Source organism: Bacillus sp. ABA4_010 (assembly GCF_056159105.1).
This window is the reverse complement of record NZ_JBSWUN010000004.1, coordinates 168,140-193,232: the sequence shown is the minus strand read 5'-3', so window position 1 is coordinate 193,232 and position 25,093 is coordinate 168,140. Positions and strand designations below refer to the sequence as shown.

Annotated in this window: 28 protein-coding genes; all 28 read right to left on the bottom strand. The window is 41.8% G+C overall.

Annotated features, from left to right (window positions below; genetic code table 11):
- Positions 1 to 24 precede the first annotated feature (24 nt).
- The 28 genes from atpD to ACXAEO_RS20445 all read right to left on the bottom strand — a co-directional run bounded on the left by atpD (position 25) and on the right by ACXAEO_RS20445 (position 25,089).
- On the bottom strand, positions 25 to 1,443 hold the full coding sequence (gene atpD / locus ACXAEO_RS20580) for a F0F1 ATP synthase subunit beta (protein ID WP_474884591.1): 1,419 nt from the start codon (positions 1,441 to 1,443) through the stop codon (positions 25 to 27).
- Positions 1,444 to 1,546: 103 nt separating this feature from the next.
- Positions 1,547 to 2,404, bottom strand: coding sequence for a F0F1 ATP synthase subunit gamma (locus ACXAEO_RS20575; RefSeq protein WP_474884589.1), 858 nt, complete (start codon positions 2,402 to 2,404; stop codon positions 1,547 to 1,549).
- 92 nt (positions 2,405 to 2,496) lie between these two features.
- A complete protein-coding gene (gene atpA, locus ACXAEO_RS20570; RefSeq protein ID WP_474884587.1) occupies positions 2,497 to 4,005 on the bottom strand; it encodes a F0F1 ATP synthase subunit alpha in 1,509 nt (502 codons plus the stop codon).
- A 15-nt stretch (positions 4,006 to 4,020) separates the two neighbouring features.
- Positions 4,021 to 4,566: a F0F1 ATP synthase subunit delta gene (locus tag ACXAEO_RS20565; RefSeq protein ID WP_474884586.1), complete on the bottom strand. Its 546-nt coding sequence runs from the start codon at positions 4,564 to 4,566 to the stop codon at positions 4,021 to 4,023.
- On the bottom strand, positions 4,563 to 5,117 hold the full coding sequence (gene atpF / locus ACXAEO_RS20560) for a F0F1 ATP synthase subunit B (RefSeq protein ID WP_474884584.1): 555 nt from the start codon (positions 5,115 to 5,117) through the stop codon (positions 4,563 to 4,565). Before atpF ends, ACXAEO_RS20565 begins: the two co-directional genes overlap by 4 nt.
- A gap of 136 nt (positions 5,118 to 5,253) precedes the next feature.
- Positions 5,254 to 5,466 (bottom strand): F0F1 ATP synthase subunit C, encoded by a 213-nt coding sequence (gene atpE, locus ACXAEO_RS20555; protein ID WP_474884583.1) that lies wholly within the window; start codon positions 5,464 to 5,466, stop codon positions 5,254 to 5,256.
- 97 nt (positions 5,467 to 5,563) lie between these two features.
- On the bottom strand, positions 5,564 to 6,274 hold the full coding sequence (atpB, locus tag ACXAEO_RS20550) for a F0F1 ATP synthase subunit A (protein ID WP_474884582.1): 711 nt from the start codon (positions 6,272 to 6,274) through the stop codon (positions 5,564 to 5,566).
- An 18-nt stretch (positions 6,275 to 6,292) separates the two neighbouring features.
- Positions 6,293 to 6,664, bottom strand: a complete 372-nt coding sequence (locus ACXAEO_RS20545; protein WP_474884580.1) for an ATP synthase subunit I — start codon at positions 6,662 to 6,664, stop codon at positions 6,293 to 6,295.
- Positions 6,665 to 6,669: 5 nt separating this feature from the next.
- Positions 6,670 to 6,891, bottom strand: a complete 222-nt coding sequence (locus ACXAEO_RS20540) for an AtpZ/AtpI family protein (RefSeq protein WP_474884577.1) — start codon at positions 6,889 to 6,891, stop codon at positions 6,670 to 6,672.
- Between the two features lie 358 nt (positions 6,892 to 7,249).
- Positions 7,250 to 8,401: a non-hydrolyzing UDP-N-acetylglucosamine 2-epimerase gene (gene wecB, locus ACXAEO_RS20535; RefSeq protein WP_474884575.1), complete on the bottom strand. Its 1,152-nt coding sequence runs from the start codon at positions 8,399 to 8,401 to the stop codon at positions 7,250 to 7,252.
- A gap of 20 nt (positions 8,402 to 8,421) precedes the next feature.
- Complete coding sequence (gene upp / locus ACXAEO_RS20530) at positions 8,422 to 9,051, bottom strand: uracil phosphoribosyltransferase (protein WP_474884574.1); 630 nt, start codon at positions 9,049 to 9,051, stop codon at positions 8,422 to 8,424.
- A 235-nt stretch (positions 9,052 to 9,286) separates the two neighbouring features.
- A complete protein-coding gene (glyA, locus tag ACXAEO_RS20525) occupies positions 9,287 to 10,534 on the bottom strand; it encodes a serine hydroxymethyltransferase (protein WP_474884571.1) in 1,248 nt (415 codons plus the stop codon).
- 180 nt (positions 10,535 to 10,714) lie between these two features.
- Positions 10,715 to 11,290, bottom strand: coding sequence for a TIGR01440 family protein (locus tag ACXAEO_RS20520; RefSeq protein ID WP_474884569.1), 576 nt, complete (start codon positions 11,288 to 11,290; stop codon positions 10,715 to 10,717).
- Between the two features lie 117 nt (positions 11,291 to 11,407).
- On the bottom strand, positions 11,408 to 11,845 hold the full coding sequence (gene rpiB / locus ACXAEO_RS20515; protein ID WP_474884567.1) for a ribose 5-phosphate isomerase B: 438 nt from the start codon (positions 11,843 to 11,845) through the stop codon (positions 11,408 to 11,410).
- Positions 11,846 to 11,905: 60 nt separating this feature from the next.
- Positions 11,906 to 13,195, bottom strand: coding sequence for a methyl-accepting chemotaxis protein (locus ACXAEO_RS20510; RefSeq protein ID WP_474884564.1), 1,290 nt, complete (start codon positions 13,193 to 13,195; stop codon positions 11,906 to 11,908).
- A 19-nt stretch (positions 13,196 to 13,214) separates the two neighbouring features.
- Positions 13,215 to 13,649, bottom strand: a complete 435-nt coding sequence (locus tag ACXAEO_RS20505) for a low molecular weight protein arginine phosphatase (RefSeq protein WP_474884563.1) — start codon at positions 13,647 to 13,649, stop codon at positions 13,215 to 13,217.
- Positions 13,650 to 13,816: 167 nt separating this feature from the next.
- Complete coding sequence (locus ACXAEO_RS20500; RefSeq protein WP_474884560.1) at positions 13,817 to 14,377, bottom strand: manganese efflux pump MntP; 561 nt, start codon at positions 14,375 to 14,377, stop codon at positions 13,817 to 13,819.
- 236 nt (positions 14,378 to 14,613) lie between these two features.
- Positions 14,614 to 15,654 (bottom strand): L-threonylcarbamoyladenylate synthase, encoded by a 1,041-nt coding sequence (locus tag ACXAEO_RS20495; protein WP_474884559.1) that lies wholly within the window; start codon positions 15,652 to 15,654, stop codon positions 14,614 to 14,616.
- 200 nt (positions 15,655 to 15,854) lie between these two features.
- Entirely contained in the window at positions 15,855 to 16,298 is a 444-nt protein-coding gene (locus tag ACXAEO_RS20490; RefSeq protein ID WP_474884557.1) for a hypothetical protein, read from the bottom strand.
- A gap of 90 nt (positions 16,299 to 16,388) precedes the next feature.
- A complete protein-coding gene (spoIIR, locus tag ACXAEO_RS20485; protein WP_474884555.1) occupies positions 16,389 to 16,985 on the bottom strand; it encodes a stage II sporulation protein R in 597 nt (198 codons plus the stop codon).
- Between the two features lie 209 nt (positions 16,986 to 17,194).
- Positions 17,195 to 18,058, bottom strand: coding sequence for a peptide chain release factor N(5)-glutamine methyltransferase (gene prmC / locus ACXAEO_RS20480; protein WP_474884553.1), 864 nt, complete (start codon positions 18,056 to 18,058; stop codon positions 17,195 to 17,197).
- A complete protein-coding gene (gene prfA / locus ACXAEO_RS20475) occupies positions 18,055 to 19,125 on the bottom strand; it encodes a peptide chain release factor 1 (RefSeq protein ID WP_474884552.1) in 1,071 nt (356 codons plus the stop codon). Before prfA ends, prmC begins: the two co-directional genes overlap by 4 nt.
- Positions 19,126 to 19,242: 117 nt before the next feature.
- Positions 19,243 to 19,668 (bottom strand): hypothetical protein, encoded by a 426-nt coding sequence (locus ACXAEO_RS20470; protein ID WP_474884551.1) that lies wholly within the window; start codon positions 19,666 to 19,668, stop codon positions 19,243 to 19,245.
- 160 nt (positions 19,669 to 19,828) lie between these two features.
- A complete protein-coding gene (locus ACXAEO_RS20465) occupies positions 19,829 to 20,416 on the bottom strand; it encodes a thymidine kinase (RefSeq protein WP_474884549.1) in 588 nt (195 codons plus the stop codon).
- Positions 20,417 to 20,618: 202 nt separating this feature from the next.
- Complete coding sequence (rpmE, locus tag ACXAEO_RS20460) at positions 20,619 to 20,819, bottom strand: 50S ribosomal protein L31 (protein ID WP_474884547.1); 201 nt, start codon at positions 20,817 to 20,819, stop codon at positions 20,619 to 20,621.
- 244 nt (positions 20,820 to 21,063) lie between these two features.
- On the bottom strand, positions 21,064 to 22,338 hold the full coding sequence (rho, locus tag ACXAEO_RS20455) for a transcription termination factor Rho (protein WP_474884545.1): 1,275 nt from the start codon (positions 22,336 to 22,338) through the stop codon (positions 21,064 to 21,066).
- A gap of 348 nt (positions 22,339 to 22,686) precedes the next feature.
- Entirely contained in the window at positions 22,687 to 23,655 is a 969-nt protein-coding gene (gene glpX, locus ACXAEO_RS20450) for a class II fructose-bisphosphatase (RefSeq protein WP_474884543.1), read from the bottom strand.
- Between the two features lie 147 nt (positions 23,656 to 23,802).
- Positions 23,803 to 25,089 (bottom strand): UDP-N-acetylglucosamine 1-carboxyvinyltransferase, encoded by a 1,287-nt coding sequence (locus ACXAEO_RS20445; RefSeq protein WP_474884542.1) that lies wholly within the window; start codon positions 25,087 to 25,089, stop codon positions 23,803 to 23,805.
- Positions 25,090 to 25,093: the final 4 nt, after the last annotated feature.

Here is a 25,093-nt window from a genome sequence, read left to right as displayed (position 1 = left end):
TATTACCCTCCTATGTCCCTTATCTTAAGCTTCTACTCCCATTTTCTTTGCATTTTCAATAACTTCTTCAATGCGTCCAACTAGACGGAATGCATCTTCAGGAAGGTGGTCATACTTACCTGCAAGGATATCCTTGAAGCCTGCTACCGTTTCTTTAACCGGTACGTATGAACCTGGCTGACCTGTAAACTGCTCCGCTACGTGGAAGTTTTGTGATAAGAAGAATTGAACACGGCGAGCGCGGTGTACAACAAGCTTGTCTTCTTCAGAAAGCTCATCCATACCAAGAATCGCAATGATATCTTGAAGCTCTCTGTAGCGTTGAAGTGTTTGCTGTACGCTACGTGCCACTTTATAATGCTCTTCCCCAACGATTTCAGGCGATAATGCACGAGACGTTGATGCAAGAGGGTCTACGGCAGGGTAAATACCCATTTCCGTTAATTTACGCTCAAGGTTTGTTGTCGCATCTAAGTGAGCGAATGTTGTTGCTGGAGCTGGATCTGTATAGTCATCGGCAGGTACGTAAATCGCTTGAATCGATGTTACAGAACCTACGTTTGTTGATGTAATACGCTCTTGCAATTGACCCATTTCCGTTGCCAATGTCGGTTGGTAACCTACGGCAGATGGCATACGACCAAGTAGGGCTGATACTTCTGAACCAGCTTGTGTAAAGCGGAAAATGTTATCCATGAAGAATAATACGTCTTGACCTTGCTCATCACGGAAATATTCTGCCATTGTTAATCCTGTTAACGCAACACGCATACGCGCTCCAGGTGGCTCGTTCATTTGTCCGAATACCATTGCTGTTTTCTTAATAACACCAGAATCGCTCATTTCGTGGTAAAGGTCGTTTCCTTCACGAGTACGCTCACCAACACCTGCGAATACAGAGATACCGCCGTGTTCTTGAGCGATGTTGTTAATAAGCTCCTGAATTAATACCGTTTTACCTACACCGGCACCACCGAATAGACCGATTTTTCCACCTTTAATATATGGAGCAAGTAAGTCTACTACTTTAATACCTGTTTCCAGAATTTCTACTTGTGTAGAAAGCTGATCGAATTTTGGTGCTTCGCGGTGAATTGAATCACGACGAGCTGCAGCAGCGATTTCTTCGTCTAAATCGATTGTGTCTCCAAGTACGTTGAACACACGCCCTAACGTCACATCACCTACAGGTACAGAGATTGGTGCACCTGTATCTTCAACTTCTAATCCACGTACAAGACCGTCTGTAGAAGCCATTGCGATGGTACGAACTGAATCATCACCTAAGTGAAGGGCAACTTCTAAAGTTAAGTCGATATCGACTTCGTTTTCGCCGCGCGCTTTATGTTTAATTGTAAGAGCGTTATAAATAGCAGGAAGATGTCCGCTGTCAAACTTTACGTCTACAACAGGACCCATAATCTGAGTAACGCGTCCTTTCATCGTTTTCCCTCCTAACTTGCTAGTAACAAAACATTTATCATTTTTCCGTTCATCTCGCTCTAACTATCCATCAACCACAAAAGAGAATGGATGTTTTCACGTATTATTCAAGTGCAGAAGCTCCAGCCACGATTTCTGTAATTTCTTGCGTAATCGCTGCCTGACGGGCACGGTTGTAAGAAAGCGTAAGTGAGCGGATAAGCTCTTTCGCGTTGTCCGTTGCATTTTTCATTGCTGTCATACGGGCCGCGTGTTCACTCGCTTTCGAATCCAATAGTGCTCCATAAATGAGACTTTCTGCATATTGAGGTAAAAGAACTTCTAAAATCTCCTCTTGTGAAGGCTCAAATTCATAAGATGTTAACTTGTCAGAAGAAGCAATATCCGTTAAAGGAAGCAACTTTTTCTCTGTTACATCTTGCTGAATCGCACTCACAAAGTGGTTATAGAACATGTATAATTCATCAAATGTACCGTCTGCAAACATGCTAACAGTTTGTGACGCGATGTCTTTAATGTCCGCAAATGACGGTTGATCTGCTAATGCTGTAATTTCCAGCATAACGGGAATGCCGCGCTTTTTAAAGAAGTCACGTCCAATTCTTCCGACAGCGATTACCGCATACTCATCTGTGGAACGATGACGTTCTTGAATCGTATTATAAACCGTACGTAACACGTTGCTGTTAAAAGCACCTGCTAACCCGCGGTCAGATGTGATGACGAGATATCCCGTTTTCTTCACAGGGCGGGATAACAGCATTGGATGTGAAGCATCTTTACTCCCTAAGGCGATGCTCGCTACTACATCCTGAATTTTCTCCATGTATGGCACAAATGACTTTGCATTGTTTTCAGCACGATTTAATTTCGCCGCTGATACCATTTCCATGGCTTTTGTAATTTGGCTTGTTTTCTTTGTGGAAGTAATACGCGTTTTTATATCACGTAATGATGCCAAAGGTTCTCACCACCTTTAATAGACAAAATCGAGCCTCTTTACAGCCGGCAGCTCGCAGCAACAGAAGCGAAGCTGCCGCTGCCGATCTTTATTTATTCAGAAACAACGAAAACTTTTTTGAAGTCTTCAATTGCGCTATTGATATCTCCTTCAGCTGGAAGATCTCCAGTTGTACGGATGTGGTCTAACACTTCTTTACGGTTTTGCTCTAACCATGCTAAGAATTCTTCTTCAAAACGGTTGATATCTTCAACTGGAATGCTGTCTAAGAATCCGCGTGTTAATGCATAAAGAATCGCTACTTGTTTTTCAACAGCAAGCGGCTTGTTTAAACCTTGTTTTAATACTTCTACTGTACGAGCACCACGGTTCAATTTCGCTTGAGTTGCTTTATCTAAATCCGAACCGAATTGAGCGAATGCTTCAAGCTCACGATAAGAAGCTAAGTCAAGACGAAGTGTACCAGCTACCTTCTTCATCGCTTTAATTTGGGCAGATCCCCCAACGCGTGATACAGATAAACCGGCATTAATCGCAGGACGTACACCTGAGAAGAATAAGTCAGATTGCAAGAAGATCTGTCCATCCGTAATTGAGATTACGTTCGTTGGGATGTAAGCAGATACGTCACCCGCTTGTGTTTCAATGAACGGAAGCGCTGTGATTGAACCTGCACCTTTTGCATCTGATAATTTTGCTGCACGCTCTAATAAACGAGAATGCAAGTAGAATACGTCACCAGGATATGCTTCACGACCTGGAGGACGGCGTAATAATAGTGAAAGCTCACGATAAGCAGTCGCTTGTTTAGATAAATCATCATATACAACTAGTACGTGCTTACCGTTGTACATGAATTCTTCACCCATTGTTACCCCAGCATAAGGAGCTAAGAACAACATTGGAGCAGGCTGTGATGCAGAAGCGGTTACAACAATTGTATACTCTAATGCACCGTGCTTACGTAATGTTTCTACTACGTTACGTACTGTCGATTCCTTTTGACCAATCGCAACGTAAATACAAACCATACCGTTGCCTTTTTGGTTTAAGATTGTATCGATCGCAACAGATGTTTTACCTGTTTGGCGGTCACCGATGATTAACTCACGTTGTCCGCGCCCGATTGGCACTAATGCATCAATCGCTTTAATACCAGTTTGTAGCGGCTCGTGTACAGATTTACGATCCATTACACCAGGTGCTTGGCTTTCAATCGGGCGAGTTTTTGTTGTTTCAATTGGGCCTAATCCGTCAACTGGTTGACCAAGAGAGTTAACAACACGTCCGATTAACGCTTCCCCTACTGGTACTTCCATGATACGTCCTGTACGGCGAACTTCGTCACCTTCACGGATACCTGTGTAAGGACCTAGAATGATGATACCAACATTGTTTTCTTCAAGGTTTTGTGCCATACCCATGATACCGTTGGAAAATTCAACAAGCTCACCAGCCATGACGTTGTCGAGACCATGAACGCGTGCAACACCGTCACCAATTTGGATAACTGTACCTACATCGCTCACTTTAATTTCAGACTGATAATTTTCGATTTGCTTCTTTATCAGTGCACTAATTTCTTCAGCTTTGATGCTCATCAATTTCACCCCTATCTACGATCTGTTCGCAAGAAGCTCGCGTTGAATGCGTTCTAATTTCCCGCTCACGCTACCATCATAAATGCGATTGCCAATGCGGAGTTTAACGCCCCCGATTAAGCTCTTATCTACGATATTTTGGATTTTTAATGACTGTCTTCCAACCTTTTGAGCGAAAGTGCCGGACAATACTTGTCCTTCCTCTTCCGTCAATGGTCGAACAGAATATACTTTCGCTTCTGCTGTTCCTTTAAATTCGTTCGCAAGTTCAACAAACTCTGACACCATTTCCACTGTGATATCTGTACGATGACGGTCCAACAGTAAAGATAATGTGTGCTGAACTTGTGGAAGTAAAGCAGAGAACGCTTCTTTTAACAAAGTTTGCTTTTGTTCAAATGATACTTTCGGGTGCTTAAGCAAGACCGATAGCTCACGATTGTTTTCAAATACGTTCTTCACAACAAGTAGTTGTTCTTCAAACTCATTTACTAGGTTCTGTTCTTGTGCTAACTGAAAAAGAGCCAATGCATAGCGCTTTGCCACTAAGTGTTTGCTCATCGCGCCTCTCCTACCTCTTGTATGTACTCTTTAATGAGGTTTTCTTGGTCTTTTTCAGATAATTCTTTTTCAATTACCTTAGAAGCAATAAGAACAGATAAAGATGTTACTTGATCGCGTAAAGCAGCAACAGCTTGCTCTTTTTCGCGCTCGATTTCTTGTTTTGCAGCTTCTTTCATGCGCTCTGCTTCTGCACGTGCCGCTACAACGATTTCTTCTTTTTTCTCTTCTGCCGCTTTTTTAGCATTTTCAATCATGGTTTGAGACTCTTGGCGAGATTGTTTCAATAGCTCACGCTGTTCTTCTGCCAATTTTTTCGCCTCTTCATTGCTTTTTTCTGCCGCAGCAATCTCATTAGCGATGTGATCTTCACGCTGTTTCATCATGCCCATTAATGGACCGAAAGCAAATTTGCGAAGTAACGCCAAGAGAATAAGGAACATTACTAACTGGAATAACATATCTCCGCCGTTAAAGGTAAAAGTGCCGCCTTCGTGTGCAGTTGTTGCTCCTAATACAAACATTTTTGCATTGAATAAAGACACAGCCATGTTCACTCCTTTCAGAGGATCCCTGATACTTCGAAATAGTAAAATTTATCGATTGCTTCAATTATAGACATAAAGGAATGGCGAAGGTTCTTATCGAATGATCTTCGCCACTTTTGATTGTTGTTTAATTTCTAAATTAACGACCTTGAACCATGAACGCGATAACTACAGCGATGATTGGAATCGCCTCTACTAACGCTACCCCGATGAACATAGTTGTTGTTAATACACTACGAGCTTCTGGTTGGCGAGCAATCCCTTCAACTGTACGAGAAACGATTAAACCGTTACCGATACCAGCACCTAGTGCCGCTAAACCAATTGCAATTGCAGCTGCTAATAAACCCATTGTAAAAGTCCTCCTTTAAATAATCCTAAAATTTTATGAATAGTATAGTTTAATACTTGTTCAAAAATGGGTATGAGATTTGAACATGATTTATAAATTAATGGTCATGACTCACTTTGTGTGCCATATAAACCATCGTTAACATGGTAAAGATAAACGCTTGAATTGCACCTACGAAGATACTGAATCCTTGCCATACAAGCATCGGAACAACCGCTCCGACGGCACCAAGAACTCCGGTTGTTGCAAGACCTGCTAACAAGCCTAATAAAATTTCACCAGCATAGATATTACCGAAAAGACGAAGACCGAGAGTTAATGTATTGGCAAACTCTTCAATAATCTTCAGCGGAAATAAGAAAGGCATCGGTCTAAAAAAGTCTCGGCCGTATTCTGCTGCCCCTTTCATTTTGATGCCATAATAATGTGTTAACACTACTACCATCGCAGCAAGCGTTAACGTGATGGCTGGATCAGCAGTTGGTGACTTCCACCATAACTCATGATTTACAATGACCGAAAACGGTAATCCCAACATATTGGAAACGAAAATGTACATTAGAAGTGCTACTCCTAAAGTTAAAAAGCGGCCTCCTGTTTTCCAATCCATCGTACTGTTGATGAGACCTTTAACGAAATCCAAAACCCATTCCATAAAGTTTTGCATACCGGTAGGGTTCATCGCAAGACGACGAGTAGCAAAGACTGCGATAAGGAACACAATTAATGAAGCTACTGTAATCATTAACATGTTCGCAAGGTTAAATGTAAGACCTAAAAATTCTACAATTGGCGCTCCGTGACCCAACTGTTTTCACCTCTCTTCCTATCTATAACGGATGCTTTGGACTATGAAATCTATTATAACGACATAGTAAAATGTCATTAATCCCATGATAAATCCAACTAGATGAACCTGTTCGGGATATCGCATCGCAATGATAACCCCTAATGCTGCGGTAGCAAACCTTGTGAAAGTCCCTACTGATTTTACTTTCCGCCCTTGTTCAATTGCCTGTCCGAACTGTTTTTCTCTTCGAACGAGTGTCCATAAGTTATACAAACTGAAAACTGTACCTAATATAAGTCCTAAAAACACAGACTGATACCCGGTAAACCCCCACCCTAATACGAAAAGTGCGAGTAAAAAAAATATGTATGATCGAAGGCGCGGAAACATTTGCTGCAAATCTTGCATAGAAGTTATTCTCCCGAGAAAAATTGGTGGACTGAACGCAGCATGGCAAAAACCCCTGCTCCAAGTCCCATAAGAAGACCAATAATTAAAAAGAGTGGTTCAGTTCCAGTTTTACTATCCAGCCATTTTCCAAAGAATAAGCCGACTAAAATGGAACCTGCTAGTTGTGAAAGTATGATGGACATTAACGCCATAGAACGAAATGGATGGCGTGATTTTCGACTCATGGAAATCCCTCCGCTTTTCAAGGTATATAAGGAGTGTTTAACTGCTTTCTACTTTATGTATATGCATAGAAAGGCAAGCTGTTCCCACCTTAAAAAGGTCGATTTTTGTCGAAAAAAAAGGATATTTTTCAGTTGTTTCCTCGTTTGAAAACCTTACCATTTATATCCCCTGTTAGCATACAATAGGCTCTATGTAATGTCAATGCGTTACGTGGAAAACTTCACATTTTGTCAAGAAATGTACACATTTACAATGTGTACATAGTAAAAACTATAGTATGATAGCATTCAACATTTCCCCTAAAAAAAACACCCCTCAGATGAAACGCTTTTCGCCATCATGTGAGGGGTGTTTTCATTAAGATAATGGATTGAAGACTTCCGGACGTTCTTGTGTACGCTTAAAGTAAAAACTGATTGCATCAGCAATACGTTTAGAAGCGAGCCCGTCCCCATAAGGGTTGGATGCCTTCGCCATACGCTCGTAAGCGTCTTTGTCGGTTAACAATTCCTTCGCCAGCTTATAAATATGCTGCTCTTCCGTTCCTGCGAGCTTTAATGTTCCAGCCTCAATTCCTTCTGGGCGCTCTGTTGTATCACGCAGAACGAGCACCGGCACACCAAGCGAAGGAGCTTCTTCCTGTACACCACCGGAATCCGTTAAAATCAAGTAAGATCTTGAAGCAAAGTTATGAAAATCAATAACATCTAGTGGTTCAATCAAATGAATGCGACTGTCTTCGCCCAACACTTCATCTGCCAACTCTCGTACAACTGGATTCAAATGAACTGGATAAACAACTTGAACATCATCATGCTCTTCAACGATTCTCTTCACAGCCCGGAACATATTTCGCATAGGCTCACCAAGGTTTTCACGTCGATGTGCTGTCAGCAAAATTAAACGATCGTCTCCGACCTTCTCCAAAACGGGATGCGTATACTCTTCACGAACAGTTGTATTTAATGCATCAATTGCCGTGTTCCCCGTAATAAAGATCGCTTCTTCAGGTTTGTTTTCTTGCAGTAAGTTTCCTGCTGATTTTTCTGTTGGAGCAAAATGAAGATCTGCCATAACTCCTGTCAACTGACGGTTCATCTCTTCTGGATATGGGGAATACTTATTCCACGTACGCAGTCCCGCTTCTACATGCCCGACGACGATTTGATTGTACAGCGCCGCAAGACTTGCAATAAAAGTTGTCGTTGTATCGCCATGAACAAGGACGATATCCGGTTTGACTTCTTTCATTACCGTATCTAAACCTTGAAGACCTCTTGTTGTGACATCCATCAATGTTTGGCGGTCTTTCATAATATTTAAGTCATGGTCTGCCGTGATATCGAAAATCTCCATAACCTGGTCAAGCATCTGACGGTGCTGGGCTGTGACTGTTACAACCGCTTCAAATTCTTCCGGACGATTTTTCAACTCTAACACGAGCGGTGCCATTTTAATGGCTTCTGGGCGCGTGCCGAAAATCGTCATCACTTTAATTGGTTGATTCATTTCTATCACCTTTGCGTCGATTATTTTGTACCGAACAAGCGATCACCAGCATCGCCTAATCCAGGAACGATATAGCCGTGGTCATTTAAGTTTTCATCCAACGCTGCAATATAAATATCAACATCTGCATGGGCTTCTTTAATCGCTTCTACCCCTTCAGGTGCCGCAATTAAACACATGAATTTAATATTCTTTGCTCCGCGTTTTTTAAGAGAGTTAATCGCTTCTACAGCAGATCCACCCGTTGCAAGCATCGGATCGACGACGATGAAATCACGCTCTTCAATATCACTTGGAAGCTTTGCGTAATATTCAACCGGCATTAATGTTTCAGGATCACGATATAAACCAATATGACCAACTTTTGCAGCCGGAATCAGTTTTAAGATCCCATCTACCATTCCTAATCCTGCACGTAAAATCGGCACGATTCCTAACTTCTTACCAGAAAGCACTTTTGATTTCGTTTTGCATACAGGTGTTTCAATCTCTACTTCTTCAAGAGGTAAATCACGTGTAATTTCAAATGCCATTAAGCTAGCAACCTCATCAACAAGCTCACGAAATTCTTTCGTTCCTGTACGAACGTCACGTATGTACGTTAATTTATGCTGAATTAGCGGATGGTCGAATACATATACTTTGCCCATGTCTATCTCTCCTTTTTCTTCCATTACACATTGAAGTACCATTCTCACGAGAATGGTACTTAATGGCAGTTTGGTTTTCACTCGTTAAATTTTTGCATTGTGTCTATTTTACAGAAAAAGCAAAGCGCATTCAAGGTTGTTTGAGGAATTCTTGCGAATTGTTAGAAATACACGCCGCTTTCGTTTTTTCCAAAAATAAAGAAGCACCCTTTTCACTAGGTGCTTCTTACGACAATTATCCTTGACGAGAAGGATATAACTCGAATCGTTTTGTTAAGTTTTCTACTCGTTCACGCGCTTCGGCAAGCTTTTCTTCGTTATCGACATTTTTTAATGTCAACGCCATAATCGCCGCGATTTCATCCATATCTTCTAACCCGAACCCTCTGCTTGTCACAGCTGCCGTTCCAATACGGATACCACTTGTAACAAATGGGCTTTCTGGATCATAAGGAATAGTATTTTTATTCACTGTAATGCCAATTTCATCAAGAGCATGCTCAGCTACTTTACCTGTTAAGTTCATAGAGCGAACATCAATTAATACTAAATGATTATCTGTCCCATCAGAAACAAGCGTAAACCCTTCTCGCTTCAACGCTTCGGCAAGATGCTTCGCATTATTGATGATGTTTTGAGCATATACTTTGAACTCATCTTTTAACGCCTCTCCGAACGATACCGCCTTAGCCGCGATTACATGCATTAAAGGTCCACCTTGAATACCAGGGAAGATGGATTTATCAATTTGTTTCGCGAACTCTTCTTTACATAAAATCATACCGCCGCGAGGTCCGCGTAATGTTTTATGTGTTGTTGTTGTGACGAAGTCAGCATATGGAACTGGATTTGGATGAAGACCTGCCGCTACAAGACCCGCAATATGCGCCATATCCACCATCAAGTAAGCTCCTACTTCGTCTGCAATTTCACGGAATCGTTTAAAATCGATAACACGTGGATAAGCACTAGCCCCCGCTACAATTAGCTTCGGCTTATGTACTCTTGCCTTTTCCAGTACATCTTCATAATTGATAACATGAGTGTCTTTGTCCACTCCATACTCGACGAAGTTATATTGGACACCACTGAAGTTAACCGGACTTCCGTGCGTTAAATGGCCGCCGTGGGATAAGTTCATTCCGAGAACTGTATCGCCTTGGTTCAAGATGGTAAAATAAACAGCCATGTTCGCTTGTGCACCAGAGTGAGGCTGGACGTTAACATGCTCCGCACCAAATAATTCTTTCGCACGATCACGGGCTAAATCTTCTGCCACATCGACATGTTCGCAACCCCCGTAATAACGTTTCCCTGGGTATCCTTCTGCGTATTTGTTTGTTAAAACTGATCCTTGTGCTTCCATCACCGCTTCGCTTACAAAGTTCTCTGAAGCAATCAATTCAATTTTTGAACGCTGTCTCGTTAACTCTTCTTGGATTGCTTGAAAAAGCTGTGGATCTTGTTGTGCTAATTTTTCCATCTTAAAATCCTCCTCACGTACACTCTGTCAAAATTTTTATACAATTCGACTCCATTGTACCATGAACAGGGGGATGTTTAGAAGTTTTATTAACAAATCTTCTTTTTTTCTTAAAAAATCCGAAAATAACACTTTAAACACGAACATTTAAAAATGATTTTATTTTAAACGTTCACATTTTTATGAACAAACATCATTTTCACGTTCACGTTCATAGATTGCCCTAGCTCCCCCAATCAGCTTCGGTCTTGTCGTGGCCAACGTCACATGCGCACTCCCTACTTGCTTTACCGTACAACGAACAGGCACGACCACATGCTTTAAGTGCATCCCGATAAAGGTATCTCCGATATCGATGCCGGCGTCCGCTTGGATGAATTCCACCACAACCGGATCGTTTAATTGCTCATAAGCATAAGCCGCCATGGATCCGCCAGCCTTTGGAACAGGAATGACCGAAACGGCTTCCCATCCTTTTGCCTCAGCAGTTTCCTTTTCCACAACAAGGGCACGGTTAAGATGTTCACAGCATTGAAATGCAAGCTGTACACTATAGCGTAGTTGAAAGGTTTTAAGCACCTCGAAAATCATGCGCGCCACCTCAGAAGTGCCTGCAGTCCCAATTTTCTCCCCCATCACTTCACTCGTACTGCAACCTACAACAAATACGTGCTTGTTCGTTAAGGTCACCTGCTCGAAAAATTGCTCCAATATTGACTCAAGTTCTTTCTTCCAATTCACAACCATTGAATTCATCTTCCATACTCCCTTTCAAGACATCCCGGTGAATTAGACTTACCTAAAAAGGCACTCATTGTAAAGAATGTGACACAGGTAGGAAACAACCCGTGTCACATTCTTCCAAACATTATTCTACCCTTCATATTCCTTAATTTTGTTTATGCGATTCGAGTGGCGGCCTCCCTCAAATTCAGTCGTCAACCAAATTTTCGCGATTTCTCTTGCTAATCCTGGACCAATAACACGTTCGCCCATCGCTAAAATGTTACTGTCATTATGTTCACGTGTCGCTTGAGCGCTGAACATGTCATGCACAAGCGCACAGCGAACTCCTTTCACTTTATTGGCAGCAATACTCATGCCAATCCCCGTTCCACAAATTAAAATCCCGCGGTCGACCTCTCCACTCACGACTTTTTCCGCTACTGGAATAGCATAATCTGGATAGTCAACAGAGGTTTCACATTCACAACCTAAATCCTGATACTCGATACCCATCTCATCCATTAGCGCGACAATTTCCTTTCGGATATTAATGCCACCATGGTCAGAAGCAATTGCTACCTTCATTATTACATCCTCCTCTTTCCAACCCTTTACCGTTTCCAAAATTTTATTCTTTACGTTCCATTATAACGTAAAACGCTGAATTGTTAATTTTAATTGTTCCGCTTCATCCGACAACTGCTTAGCCGTATCACTTACTTGCTCCATTAACGCAGACTGTTCTTGGATAGAGGCATTAACCTCTTCCGCTCCTGCTGACGTCTCCTCGGCAATAGCTGCGACCTCTTGAGACTGGAGAGCTGTATGGCGGATGCTTTCCATCTGCTGTTTCACCAGTATGACAATCTGCTCAACCGTCTCAACTACTTGATGGACGGATTGTGTCATATCGCCAAGCTCTCTTGTTGTTTCATCCCCTTTATGAGCTTCTTCCTTAGCTACTTCTACTTGATGTTTAATTTGTCCAACAACATTTTGAACCTCTTTTTGAATATTTTTAATTAATTCTGTAATGCCTTGAACGGCTTTAGCGCTCTCATCAGCTAGCTTCCGAACTTCTTCTGCTACAACGGCAAACCCTTTCCCATGTTCACCAGCTCTCGCTGCTTCAATTGACGCATTTAAAGCGAGCAAATTCGTCTGCCCAGCAATGGCGCCAACTAGTCCGATAATGTTTTCAACTTGATTGGCATGTCCTTCCAAACGCTTTACCGCTTCCAACGATTGCTCATTATTGCCCATTAAATTTCGCATTCCACCAATGAGCGCATTCGTTGCATCTCGGCTTTTCTCTAAAGACGCGACCATTTCTTCTGAAAGTCTTTTCGATAAATCCGCTTTGCTCTGCACTTCTTCCGCCATTAAAATAACTTGGTCAACCGATTCTGATGTTTCTTGGATTGAGACAGCCGAACTTTCAGCTCCTCTCGAAATTTCATCAATGGTCCGGGCAATCCCGCTCATTTGTGAAGAGGCTTCATCGGAATGAGCAGAAATCGTTAACACTTTTTCATTAGTCTGCTCAAAATTTTGTTCAATATTTTTAATCATTTCTCTCAAGTTTTGCAGCATTTGATTAAATGCAATGCCCAATGAACGAATTTCGTCATCAGATTTTGAAAGCTCTACATTTTCATTCACAATTCCAGCTCGCAGCTTTTTCGCTACCTCTTCTAATCGTTGAAGTGGTTTAATTAGGAAGCCTGCTGCTAAATACGCTAAAAATCCCGACCAAAAAATTCCTGCCGAAAGAGTCAAAATGGTAAACGTAAACTCACTAAATCTTTCCGATACAAAAGGGTACAATACGTAAATAAAAAAAGCACTGGTAGAATACGTGATAATAGCTAAAACCGAAATGAACATGACGAGCTTTAATCGCAAACCAAACCGATAACGTGTTTTTTGATCCATTTTTTTGCCTCCGCTATTCTTATGTTAATCTCTCAACTAGTTTATCGACCAGTTCTTGTAATTCATTTACTGTTTTTCGATAGACATCAAGAGAACTTCCAAACGGATCTGATACGTCGCTGGCAGATTGAAGCGTAAATTCCTTGAAGGTATGCGTTTTGTGTGCAGCATGAGGAAGATTCCGTACAATTAATTGCTTATGCTGATTGGTCATCGTTAAAATCAACGTAGCCCACTCGACTAACTCATAATCTAATAAAGAAGCCTGATGCGAGTGGTCAATGCCTTTTTCCTTTAATGCTGATTTCGCATGCTCTGACGCATCACTTCCTGGAAAGGCATGAATTCCCGCCGACTTCACGTCCACCCCTGCAATTCCCTTCGCCTTTAATAACGCTTCCGCCATTGGACTTCTGCATGTATTTCCTGTACAAACAAATAAAACACGTTGCATAAGTATTCCCTCCATTTTTTCTTTTACTTTATGATAATCATTATACCGTTCCATTCGCAACCTGTTGCTCCTGACACTCCCTTATCCAAAAAGAGAAAAAGGTTGTCTGAAAAGGAGAAATCACCCTTTTTCAGACAACCTCCACCAAAGGACACCAACCCTCTGCGTTAGAAAGGAAGAAGAAGCTTAATGCCAAACGCTAGTAAAATACTCCCTCCAAGCGTCTCACTGTATCTTCCAATCCATCCTTGAACTCTTTTTCCTAAAACGAGGCCGATCCACGTTAGAATCATGCTAACGAAACCAAAAATGAGAATCGCCACGACGGTTCTCGCACCAAAAATCCCTAAGCTCAAACCAACAGAAAAACTATCGAGACTAACACTTAACGCAAATACTAACAAGCCGAATCCCATCGGCTTAATAAAACTCTCTTCTTTATGCTGAAAGGACGAAATCATCATTTGTATGCCCAATGCCATAAGCAGCACTCCGCCCGCATACGTCGCAATTTCGCCCATTTTATCCGATAACAGCTTGCCGATCATAATCCCTAAAAGCGGCATCCATATATGAAAAATACCAATCGTCAATCCTATGTAAAAAATTTGGCGCAAACGTAAGCGGATCATTCCCATACCCAACCCTACCGAAAAGGCATCCATCCCTAACGCCAATGCCATAACAGTTAACGTAATGAGTTCACCGACCATTGTAGATATATTCATTCTTCCCCCTCCTCGGACGTGCCTATTTCACCATATGCATGTACGAAAGGGTTTAGAATCCCGAATAAAAAGGCTGTCTGAAAAGGAAAAAAACCTCTTGATCAGACAGCCTCCCAAAACTAAATGGTTGCAAACAAAACTAGAACACCTAGCGTGTTGATGAACCATCCATTTCATATAAATTACTTCCCACCATTTCCGGGTTTAGCCATTAAACACTAGCCACTCCATACGTTTCACTCGGAAATGACTTGATGCCCTGCCGCCTTCATCAATCGGTTCATGATGGCTTGACCGACTCCTTCTTTGGGGAAGCTTTCACTTAAAATGATATCCACATCATATTCGTTAAAAGAACGCAAAACATCATAAAGCCGGGCTGCTACTGTGGATAATTCTCGGCGAGAGCCGCATACAAGAACAGTTGATCCACTATAAAAAGCTTCATTCTCTACCGTCGTTAAAATGCCGACTTTTTTACCTTGTTCTCTCCACTCGTCCACCTTTTGCTGAAGGAATTCCCGTCCTCCCTGTACGATATACAAAGGAGCGTCCGGCGCATAATGTGTATACTTCATCCCAGGCGATTTCGGTGCCTGTCCGCTAACAAGCAGTGCTTTATCCACCTCTACCTTTCCTACGGTAGCTTCTAATTGTTCCTGGGTCACTCCTCCCGGTCTTAAAATGACGGGAATCTCCTCTGTACAATCCAACACAGTCGATTCTACCCCTACTCCAGCCAAACCTCCATCAATCACACCACTTATTCTTCCATTAAGGTCCGCCAATACGTGCTTGGCGAGCGTTGGACTCGGTTTACCAGATAAGTTTGCACTTGGAGCAGCAATTGGTAAGCCAACCTTCTCCAGCAAGTTTAAGGCAACAGGATGAGATGGCATACGAACAGCTACCGTCTCTAATCCAGCTGTTACCTTTTCTGAAATACCAGGCTTCTTCTTTAACACTAACGTTAACGGGCCAGGCCAAAATTGTTCGATGAGCATCTCAGCCGAACGCGGGATGTCAGACGCAATATCTTCTAGTTGCTCCTTATACCCAATGTGGATAATCAAAGGATTATCGCTCGGTCTCCCTTTTGCTGCAAAAATTTTATCCACAGCTTCATCAGAGGTGGCATCAGCCCCCAGACCATAGACGGTTTCCGTAGGGAACGCCACCGTTTCGCCCCGTTTTAACAAAGCTGCTGCTTCTTCTAGTTGTGGATAAGCTTGGTTTCCGTCATTAGATTTATCCACAATCCATAATTTTGTTTCCAACTCTTCCAACTCCTGTTTCTACTTAATAACTTCTTTATTTTCATTATAACAGACACGGTTCTCTTCACATAAATAAAGAAAGTTGTGGAAAAAACCAAATTTTATCCACAAAATGTGGATAAAATTTGGTTTTATGTTGATAACTATGTGGATATTAACAATATTGAGCTAACCCTTTACCATTACAAGCACGATCAGCTTTACAATACATATTCCATAATGTGTACTCGCTTGTTATCCACACACTCTCTCACATGCTCATTTTCTCTCATTTCCGATGACAGTTCTTTATAGTTCACTTCATAAAAGTTCAACAGTTTAAAGAAAGGAATGGATGCTTGCTTATTACTCACTACATAAAGGCGCTTCATCCCTTTTTGTTCCGCAACTGCCATGATTGTATGGAACAATATAAAAAGATCACGTTCCTGCAAAGAAGGGACGATGACTAAAGAACGCAACAGTCCCTCTTCACCTGCAACTTGAAAGCCAATGGTAGCCAACAGCCTTTTCTCACTATCTCTCATCAGCACAAACGACTCCACAACCTCTTCCATCTTATCCACATAAATACCCGCTTGCTCCCAGAAGGCAATCATATCATTGACATCATGTTCCGTTGCTAATTGAATCGTTTTTCCCATCTTTTTATCACCCCATAGCGATTATCTATTATCCACTCTATGAAAGGTGATAAAAAAATAGACTACCTACCTTGTAAATTATACGTACACTTAGTTAAATAGTTTTGATAATAATTCTACAAGGAAAAACTTCACTTCTACTTGTTGATTTTCTTCAGGCTGCTTTTCTGTTTCTTTCTCATCTTTCACAGCTTCTCCGTTAGAAAAATCCAAAAAGCATAATGGAGGAAATAATACACACCACCAGTTGGCTCCTTCACCTTTTCCTAATGTAATTAAAATGGCTTCATACTCTCCTGCCGGGTATAAAAACTGGCCATATAGCTTAGTCGGGAAACGAACCGTACCAAAATCCACTTGCACATCTTGATTTAACTGCTTTTCCTCCATCACTTCTTCTGCTATTTCCTGAATGATAGACAAGCGACTTTGCATTAAATCACGTGCCGCTTCAATTGACGTTAAGTTTGCTACCCACTCATTAATTTCACTATTTACACGATCCCGAATTTCTCGCTTTAATGCTTGATCTTCGGAAGAATCACTGTTAGCCAAAATTCGCAGGCGTATAGCTTCATCCGGAATGACAACTGGCTCATTCGCTTCGGCAAAAGATTGACTATATAAAAGTTGGCCGTTAGCCCCTATCAATAAAAGAATAAAATAAATGATAACATATCGTTTCATGATTTTCCCCACCGTCCTCTCACTAAAACAGTATGGACAGACAGGCATTATCTTAAACTATTAAATTAATTGATTTAGAAAGTTTGAGGGGTTGAGTTAGAAACCATTGTAAACACCCCTTCATTAACTGAAGCTGCATCAAATTATAAAATGAAACACATATAGAACATTTGACATGACGACAAGTAATCATATCAAACGCTCTATACTTAAAGCGTAGCAAAAACCATTCGGTCTTTGCCGTTGATGTCGTAGACAACTTCTGTTTCTGCTTGTGGAAAAGTTTGTTTAAGCATAGAAGCAACAGTTACCGCTTGACCCACTCCTACTTCAAAGGCAACGATTCCCTTTTCTTTCATCACCAAAGGGAGCTCCTCCATAAAACGTCGATAAAAGTCCAGCCCGTCTTCTCCGCCAAAAAGAGCACGTGATGGTTCGTGTTCTTTAACAACTGGAGAAAGGATAGCAAGATCACCATCTGGAATATACGGAGGGTTAGACACCACGACGTCCACCTTTTTTCCTTCTTGAATAAGCGGCTGCAGTAAATCACCATAAATAAAGTCTACATCTGCCCCTAACGCGCGAGCATTCCGTTCTGCGACCTCTAAAGAAGGCTTGGCAATATCCACAGCACTCACCGTAGCATTTGGTAATTCAAGCGCTAACGTTACCGCAATAACTCCGCTCCCTGTTCCGATATCTACTAACTCCAATGACTTGTTTCCAAATTGCATTTTGACTCGTTGGACGACACCTTCAATTAATTCCTCTGTTTCCGGCCTCGGAATTAACACCTCTTGATTAACAAAAAAAGAACGGCCGTAAAACTCTTCCGAACCAATGAGGTACTGAACCGGAATACCTGAAGCATGTGCATACACATCTTCTATAAATTTTTTCTTTACTTCCTCATCCACTTGTTCCTGCATCGAAGTAAACAGCATGGAACGACTCATGTTTAAATGATGGCGCAGCAACAATTCACCCGCATTTTCATCGCGCTGTGCCTCTTTTAAAAAAGAAGAAGCCCATTTTAGGGCTTCATACACTTTCTGAAATAAGTCGGTCATCCGTTTGCCTGCTCCATTTTACGAGCTTGATCTTCCATGATAAGGGCTTCAATGACTTCTTCAAGCTTGCCTTCCATGATTTGATCAAGCTTTTGGATCGTTAGACCGATGCGATGATCCGTCACTCGATTTTGCGGGAAATTATAAGTGCGGATACGCTCAGAACGGTCTCCTGTTCCGACCGCCTGCTTACGATTTTGATCGTATTCAGCTTGCGCTTCTTGCTGGAATTTATCATAAACACGCGCACGCAATACCTTCATTGCTTTTTCTTTATTCTTGATTTGAGATTTTTCATCCTGACACGATACAACAGTTCCGGTTGGAATGTGAGTTAAACGAACAGCAGACATTGTCGTATTAACACTTTGTCCACCAGGTCCGCTAGAAGCAAACGTATCTACGCGAATATCCTTCTCATGAATATCTACCTCTACTTCTTCTGCTTCCGGTAAACATGCGACCGTTGCAGTTGACGTATGAATGCGTCCACCTGACTCTGTTTCAGGGACACGCTGTACACGGTGAGCTCCATTCTCAAATTTCATTTTGGAATAAGCTCCTTTACCGCTAATCATGAAAATAATTTCTTTGTAGCCGCCCACACCTGTTGTGTTCGCTTCCATCACTTCTGTCTTCCAACCTTGAGTCTCCGCATAACGGGAATACATGCGATATAAGTTAGCAGCAAACAATGCCGCCTCATCACCGCCTGCCGCACCTCGGATTTCCATAATAACGTTCTTATCGTCATTCGGATCTTTTGGCAATAACAAGATTTTCAAACGGCTTTCCAGTTCTTCTGCCTGGTCTTCCAGTTCTGAAATTTCTTCTTTCACCATTTCACGCATATCTGCGTCAAGCTTGTCATCCAGCATGACTTTCGCATCCGCTAACTGCGCTTTCACATCTTTATATTCTCTATAAGCTTCTACCGTTTCTTGGATATCCGCTTGTTCTTTCGAATACTCTCTTAATTTAGAGGGGGTATTTACGATTTCAGGGTCGCTAAGAAGTTCATTTAATTTTTCGTAGCGATCTTCTACCGCCTGTAAACGATCAAACACATCATTCACCTCATTTTTTATCCATAACATTCTAATTATAGTATAGGTGATAACCCCCGTCAAAATCAAATTCATATAATATATGATAAGCGCTGGTCCAACTCTTTCTTCATGCTGTTAACGTACAGCTTTTACATGAAAATGAAAACGCGGAACTCCTTCAAATAACTCACGCGCCACTACCTTTTGGACTTTTTCTTTCTCCTCACGATTCATCTCTTCTCCCGTATGAATGGTAACCCATGCATCGCGTCCATTAACCTTTAAATCCCCAAGGCGGTAGGGAGTTTTGACCTCTATGACTTCATTCATTTTTTCATAATCGTTAGACACCTTTGATCTGACTGGTGTCGTATTAAGGAAATTAGGGTTTTGATTCGTAAACTCCTCATAGCTTATTAATTCTTCCTCTAATTTCTTTTCATCTCGATAAGAGGTTAATCGTTTGCCATTCTCATCTTCTACACGCACATCTTGTGTGCTGTTATAACCTGAACAAGCGCCCATGAACAGAACACATAGCCACACGGCTAATTTTTTCATTATGACACCTCCTGCCCTTAGCTTTCCCCATTGCAGTCCATCCACTAAAGTAAAGTTCAGGAAACAGTCGCTCCATTTTCATTCAAACTTTTGAACCAAAACAAAAATGCCCGCACGGCAATAGCCATGCAGGCATTTCTTTACTGCTAATGTTCTCTACTTATTGATGAACTTTCCGAGGAACCGCATGACAGTGGCGGCATCTCGGTTCGTACGATTCTGATGCTCCAACTAAAATAACAGGATCATCGTAAGAAGCTGGCTCTCCATCAATTAAACGCTGTGTACGGCTTGCAGGTGAACCACAGGTTGCACAAACCGCTTGCAGCTTTGTTACCGACTCAGCAATAGCCATTAAAGCAGGGACTTGTCCAAACGGCTCTCCTCTGAAATCCTGGTCAAGTCCTGCTACAATCACCCGGTATCCTTTATTCGCAAGGATTTGAACCACTTCTAAAATCCCGTCATCAAAGAATTGAATTTCATCAATCGCTACGACATCTGTCTCTTCCATGACTTCTGTTAAAATTTGCACAGAATCACGAACAGGAACAGCAATAACAGATGATCCGTTATGCGACACGACCGATTCTTCACTATACCGATTATCAATAGCAGGCTTAAATACCTGTACTTGTTGTTTGGCAAATTGCGTTCGGCGAACACGGCGAATAAGTTCTTCTGATTTCCCAGAAAACATACTACCGCAAATCACTTCAATCCAACCGCTTTGCTTCATTACATACATGGCGCGGACTCTCCCTTCCGTGTCATTCCAATGAAGTGAAACGTTCTTCTACTTCTCTTTACCTAGATGAACCTTTGTCCACATAATGATCATCTATGTAGCTCATTTCTTGCCTATATGTTAACCCGTGCGGGAATCACTATTCACGTAAAAAACAGGCAAGAACTGAAAGTTGCTTGCCTGTCGAATTACATTATATGAATTACTTAAGACCGTATTTTTTGTTGAATCGATCAACACGACCATCCGCAGAAGCGAATTTTTGACGGCCAGTATAGAATGGATGGCATTCAGAACAAACCTCAATGCGAATCTCTTCTTTAACAGAACCCGTTTCAAATTCATTTCCACAAGCACATTTCACCATAACTTTTTTGTAGTTTGGATGAATTCCTGCTTTCATGCTTTTCATCTCCTTCCGCCCTGAATCATTCTGAAACAGAGTTATATAAACCAACGTGAAAAATCAGGCAGAAGCGACTACATCGCCTCTTAATGATATCACGCACTAAACACACATGATGAAATTATAACAAGGGTCAAGCAGTTTTGCAACTACCTGTTTTTGCAATTACGTTCCCTTTTTAGCACATTCGCCCATTGACATCACCTTAAAATTAAGAACGACTTACCCATTATAACATAGTTTAACGTTTTGTGCTTGAAGATGTCTTTCTTTCGTCCTCCAATATTTTGAAAAACTCTATATTGCTCTTTGAGTTTCGGAGGCGTCTCAAAAATCTTTCTGCAAAATCTGGAGAATCTGACAACGTTTTACGAATTGCCCATAGATGATCCAAATGCTCTTTCGGAATGAGTAACTCTTCTTTTCTTGTCCCAGAACGACGAATATCAATTGCAGGGAAAATACGTTTCTCTGCTAACGAACGGTCTAAGTGAAGCTCCATATTTCCTGTTCCCTTAAACTCTTCGTAAATGACATCATCCATTCTCGAACCAGTATCAATGAGAGCCGTTGCTAAAATCGTTAAACTACCGCCCTCTTCAATGTTGCGGGCTGCACCAAAGAAACGCTTCGGTCTGTGGAAAGCCGCTGGGTCAATTCCTCCAGACAACGTACGGCCGCTTGGCGGGATGACCAAGTTATAAGCACGAGCAAGACGCGTAATACTATCCATTAAGATGATAACATCTTTTTTATGCTCTACAAGACGCATCGCACGTTCTAACACTAGCTCTGCTACTTTAATATGATTCTCTGGAACCTCATCAAACGTAGAGCTCACTACATCTCCTGCAACAGAGCGCTCAATATCCGTTACTTCCTCTGGACGTTCATCAATTAATAACACAATGAGTTCCGCTTCCGGATGGTTTGTGGTGATGCTGTTAGCAATTTCTTTCAACAACATCGTTTTACCAGCTTTTGGAGGAGCTACAATTAACCCCCTCTGTCCAAAACCAATCGGAGCAATCAAATCAATGATTCGCGTCGAAAAATTGCGCGGCTCTGTTTCCAATACCATATGACGGTTTGGATAAATAGGCGTAAGCGCCGGGAAATGCACACGTTCTTTCGCTGATTCTGGATCATCTCCATTAACAGCTTCTACGTGCAGTAAGCCGTAATATCGTTCATTTTCCTTTGGAGGACGTACCTTCCCTGATACTTTGTCTCCGTTTCTTAAATCAAATCGGCGAATTTGAGAAGCCGATATGTAAATATCTTCCGAGCTTGCGGAATAGTTAATTGGGCGAAGGAAACCAAATCCCTCTGACTGAATGATTTCAAGTACGCCTTCCATAAATAGTAAACCATCTTGTTCTGCCTGAGCTTTCAAAATAGCAAAAATAAGTTCTTTTTTGGTTAGTTTACTGTAGTAGGAAATTTTATACGCACGAGCATGCTCATACAGCTCTTTTAATTTCATGTTTTCTAAACTAGATAATGTTAAATTCATTAAAACACCACGCTTTAATTAAATAATTTCCTATTTTCCCCCATATTGAAATCATATGTAAATATGAGAAAAGATCGGGATGGAATAAATGATGAAGATAAGGAAGGCAATCTTGAAGTAGATTTTAGTAGATTTAACTCCGCTTATCAGCGATGGACACCCTATTGCCAATAAGGGGCATTGCGCTGAATAGACGTAGCAATTTATATTCTACCCTCTTTATCTCTTTTTAATCAACATATTTTTCTGGACAATGTTTTCGGTTTTAAAAATACGCTCGTCATCGAAATTCCTCGAAAATACCGGTAAAAACCTTAAAACAATGAGCACCTTAAGGTGCTCATTGTTTTAAGGTTTGATCACTAGATTCGGTTTCTTTTTCAAACTATGTCTTCCGTCTACGAAACGAACCGTACCGGACTTCGCTCTCATAACCAATGACTGAGTCGTCCCAATTAATCCTTTAAATTGGACACCCTTTAACAACTCTCCATCTGTTACACCCGTTGCAGCAAAGATGGCATCGTCGCCCTTCACTAAATCTTCCATTCGGAGCACACGATTAATATCTTGTATTCCCATCTTTTGGCATCTTGCTAACTCTTCCTCACTTTGAGGCAATAATTTCCCCTGCAATTCTCCACCAAGGCATTTCAACGCTACAGCAGCAATAACCCCTTCTGGCGCTCCGCCCGATCCAAATAAAATATCGACACCCGTATGGTCAAATGCTGTATTAATCGCACCTGCTACATCTCCATCGTTGATGAGCTTAATTCGTGCACCTGCTTCTCTTAGCTCTTTAATAATTTGTTCATGTCTCGGACGATTTAATACGGTGGCGACAACATCTTCAATATCTTTATTTTTCGCTCTTGCCACTGCTCGTAAATTATCGATAATCGGAGCATTAATATCAATTTGACCGACGGCCTCTGGTCCTACCGCAATTTTCTCCATGTACATATCTGGTGCATGAAGTAAATTACCGTGATCCGCAACGGCTAGTACCGCTAAGCCATTCCAGCCACCAGACGCTACAATGTTTGTCCCTTCCAAAGGATCGACGGCAACATCGACTCTCGGACCATACCCCGTCCCAAGTTTTTCACCGATATACAGCATTGGCGCTTCATCCATCTCACCTTCGCCAATCACGACTGTACCTTTCATTGGAATAGTGTCAAACACATCACGCATAGCGGAAGTAGCTGCTTCGTCCGCCTCATCTTTTTTTCCTCTTCCCATCCATCTAGCAGACGCTAAAGCAGCCGCTTCAGTTACACGTACAAGCTCCATCGATAAACTTCTTTCCATCTTCCTTCTCCCCCGTTGTTCTTTAGATTCTACTACGCAAACGTTTCATGCTGATTCCCTTACCATGACAAGTTTCACGAAGCAACACATCAAAACGAACTCTCTATGAGTTGCCACGAACCCCCCCATTACATGACAACACTTTTCTTATGAACTTTGGAACTGCTCGATTTCTTGTTCGGTCATTCTTTCACGCCAGATGACGGCTCCAAGTCCGGCAAGCTTGTCTACGAGGTGACTATAACCTCTGTCAATATGCTCTAATCCGGTCACCTCGGTAATTCCCCTTGCCATTAATCCAGCTGTCACAAGCGCCGCTCCCGCACGCAAGTCAGATGCTTTTACTTTCGCTCCCTGTAATTGAGTTGGACCATTAATGATCGCAGAGCGTCCTTCAACTTTAATGACGGCATTCATTCTTCTCAACTCGTCAATATGCTTGAAACGCGCACTATAAATAGTGTCTGTTACTACACTTGTTCCTTCGGCTTTTGTGAGCAGCGATGTAAACGGCTGCTGCAGGTCCGTTGGAAATCCAGGATAAACAAGTGTTTTCACGTCCACTGCTTTCAAGCTGTGACCGCCTGTCACTAAAATTTGTTCCGGATTAGTTTCTACCCGTACACCCATTTCTCTCATTTTAGCGATTAAAGACTCCAAATGAAGTGGAATGACATTGTCAATCATGACTTCTTTCCCCATTGCCGCAGCCATAATCATGTACGTACCTGCTTCAATTCGATCTGGGATAATTGAGTGGCGGCACCCTTTAAGCTCGTCCACTCCATCAATACGGATTACATCCGTTCCGGCTCCTTTAATGCGCGCTCCCATATTTGTCAGCAAGGTAGCGACATCAATAATTTCAGGCTCTTTTGCTGCATTTTCAATAATGGTGCGCCCTTTAGCCCGCACCGCAGCCAGCATAATATTAATGGTCGCTCCTACACTTACAACGTCAAGGTAAATACGCGCTCCTCGTAATTCATCAGCCCGAAGATAAATAGCTCCTTGTTCATTGGTTACTTGAACACCAAGTGCTTCAAATCCTTTAATATGCTGATCAATTGGACGCGGCCCTAAGTGACAACCTCCAGGCAGCCCGATTACCGCCTTTTTAAAACGACCTAGCATCGCACCCATCAAGTAGTAAGAAGCACGCAATTTTTTCACCTTTCCATTTGGTAAAGGCATTGAAATCATATTGGAAGGATCCACAGTCAATTCATTGTTTTCATACATGACTTTCCCACCAATTTCTTCGAGTAAATCACCTAGAATGTTTACATCAGAAATATCAGGTAGTCCTTCTATTGTGACTGGTGACTCTGCTAAAATAGTCGCAGGAATAAGTGCAACCGCACTATTTTTAGCTCCACTAATCCTAACCGTACCATCTAATGTAAATCCACCTTGTATCTTTAGTTTTTCCACTTTA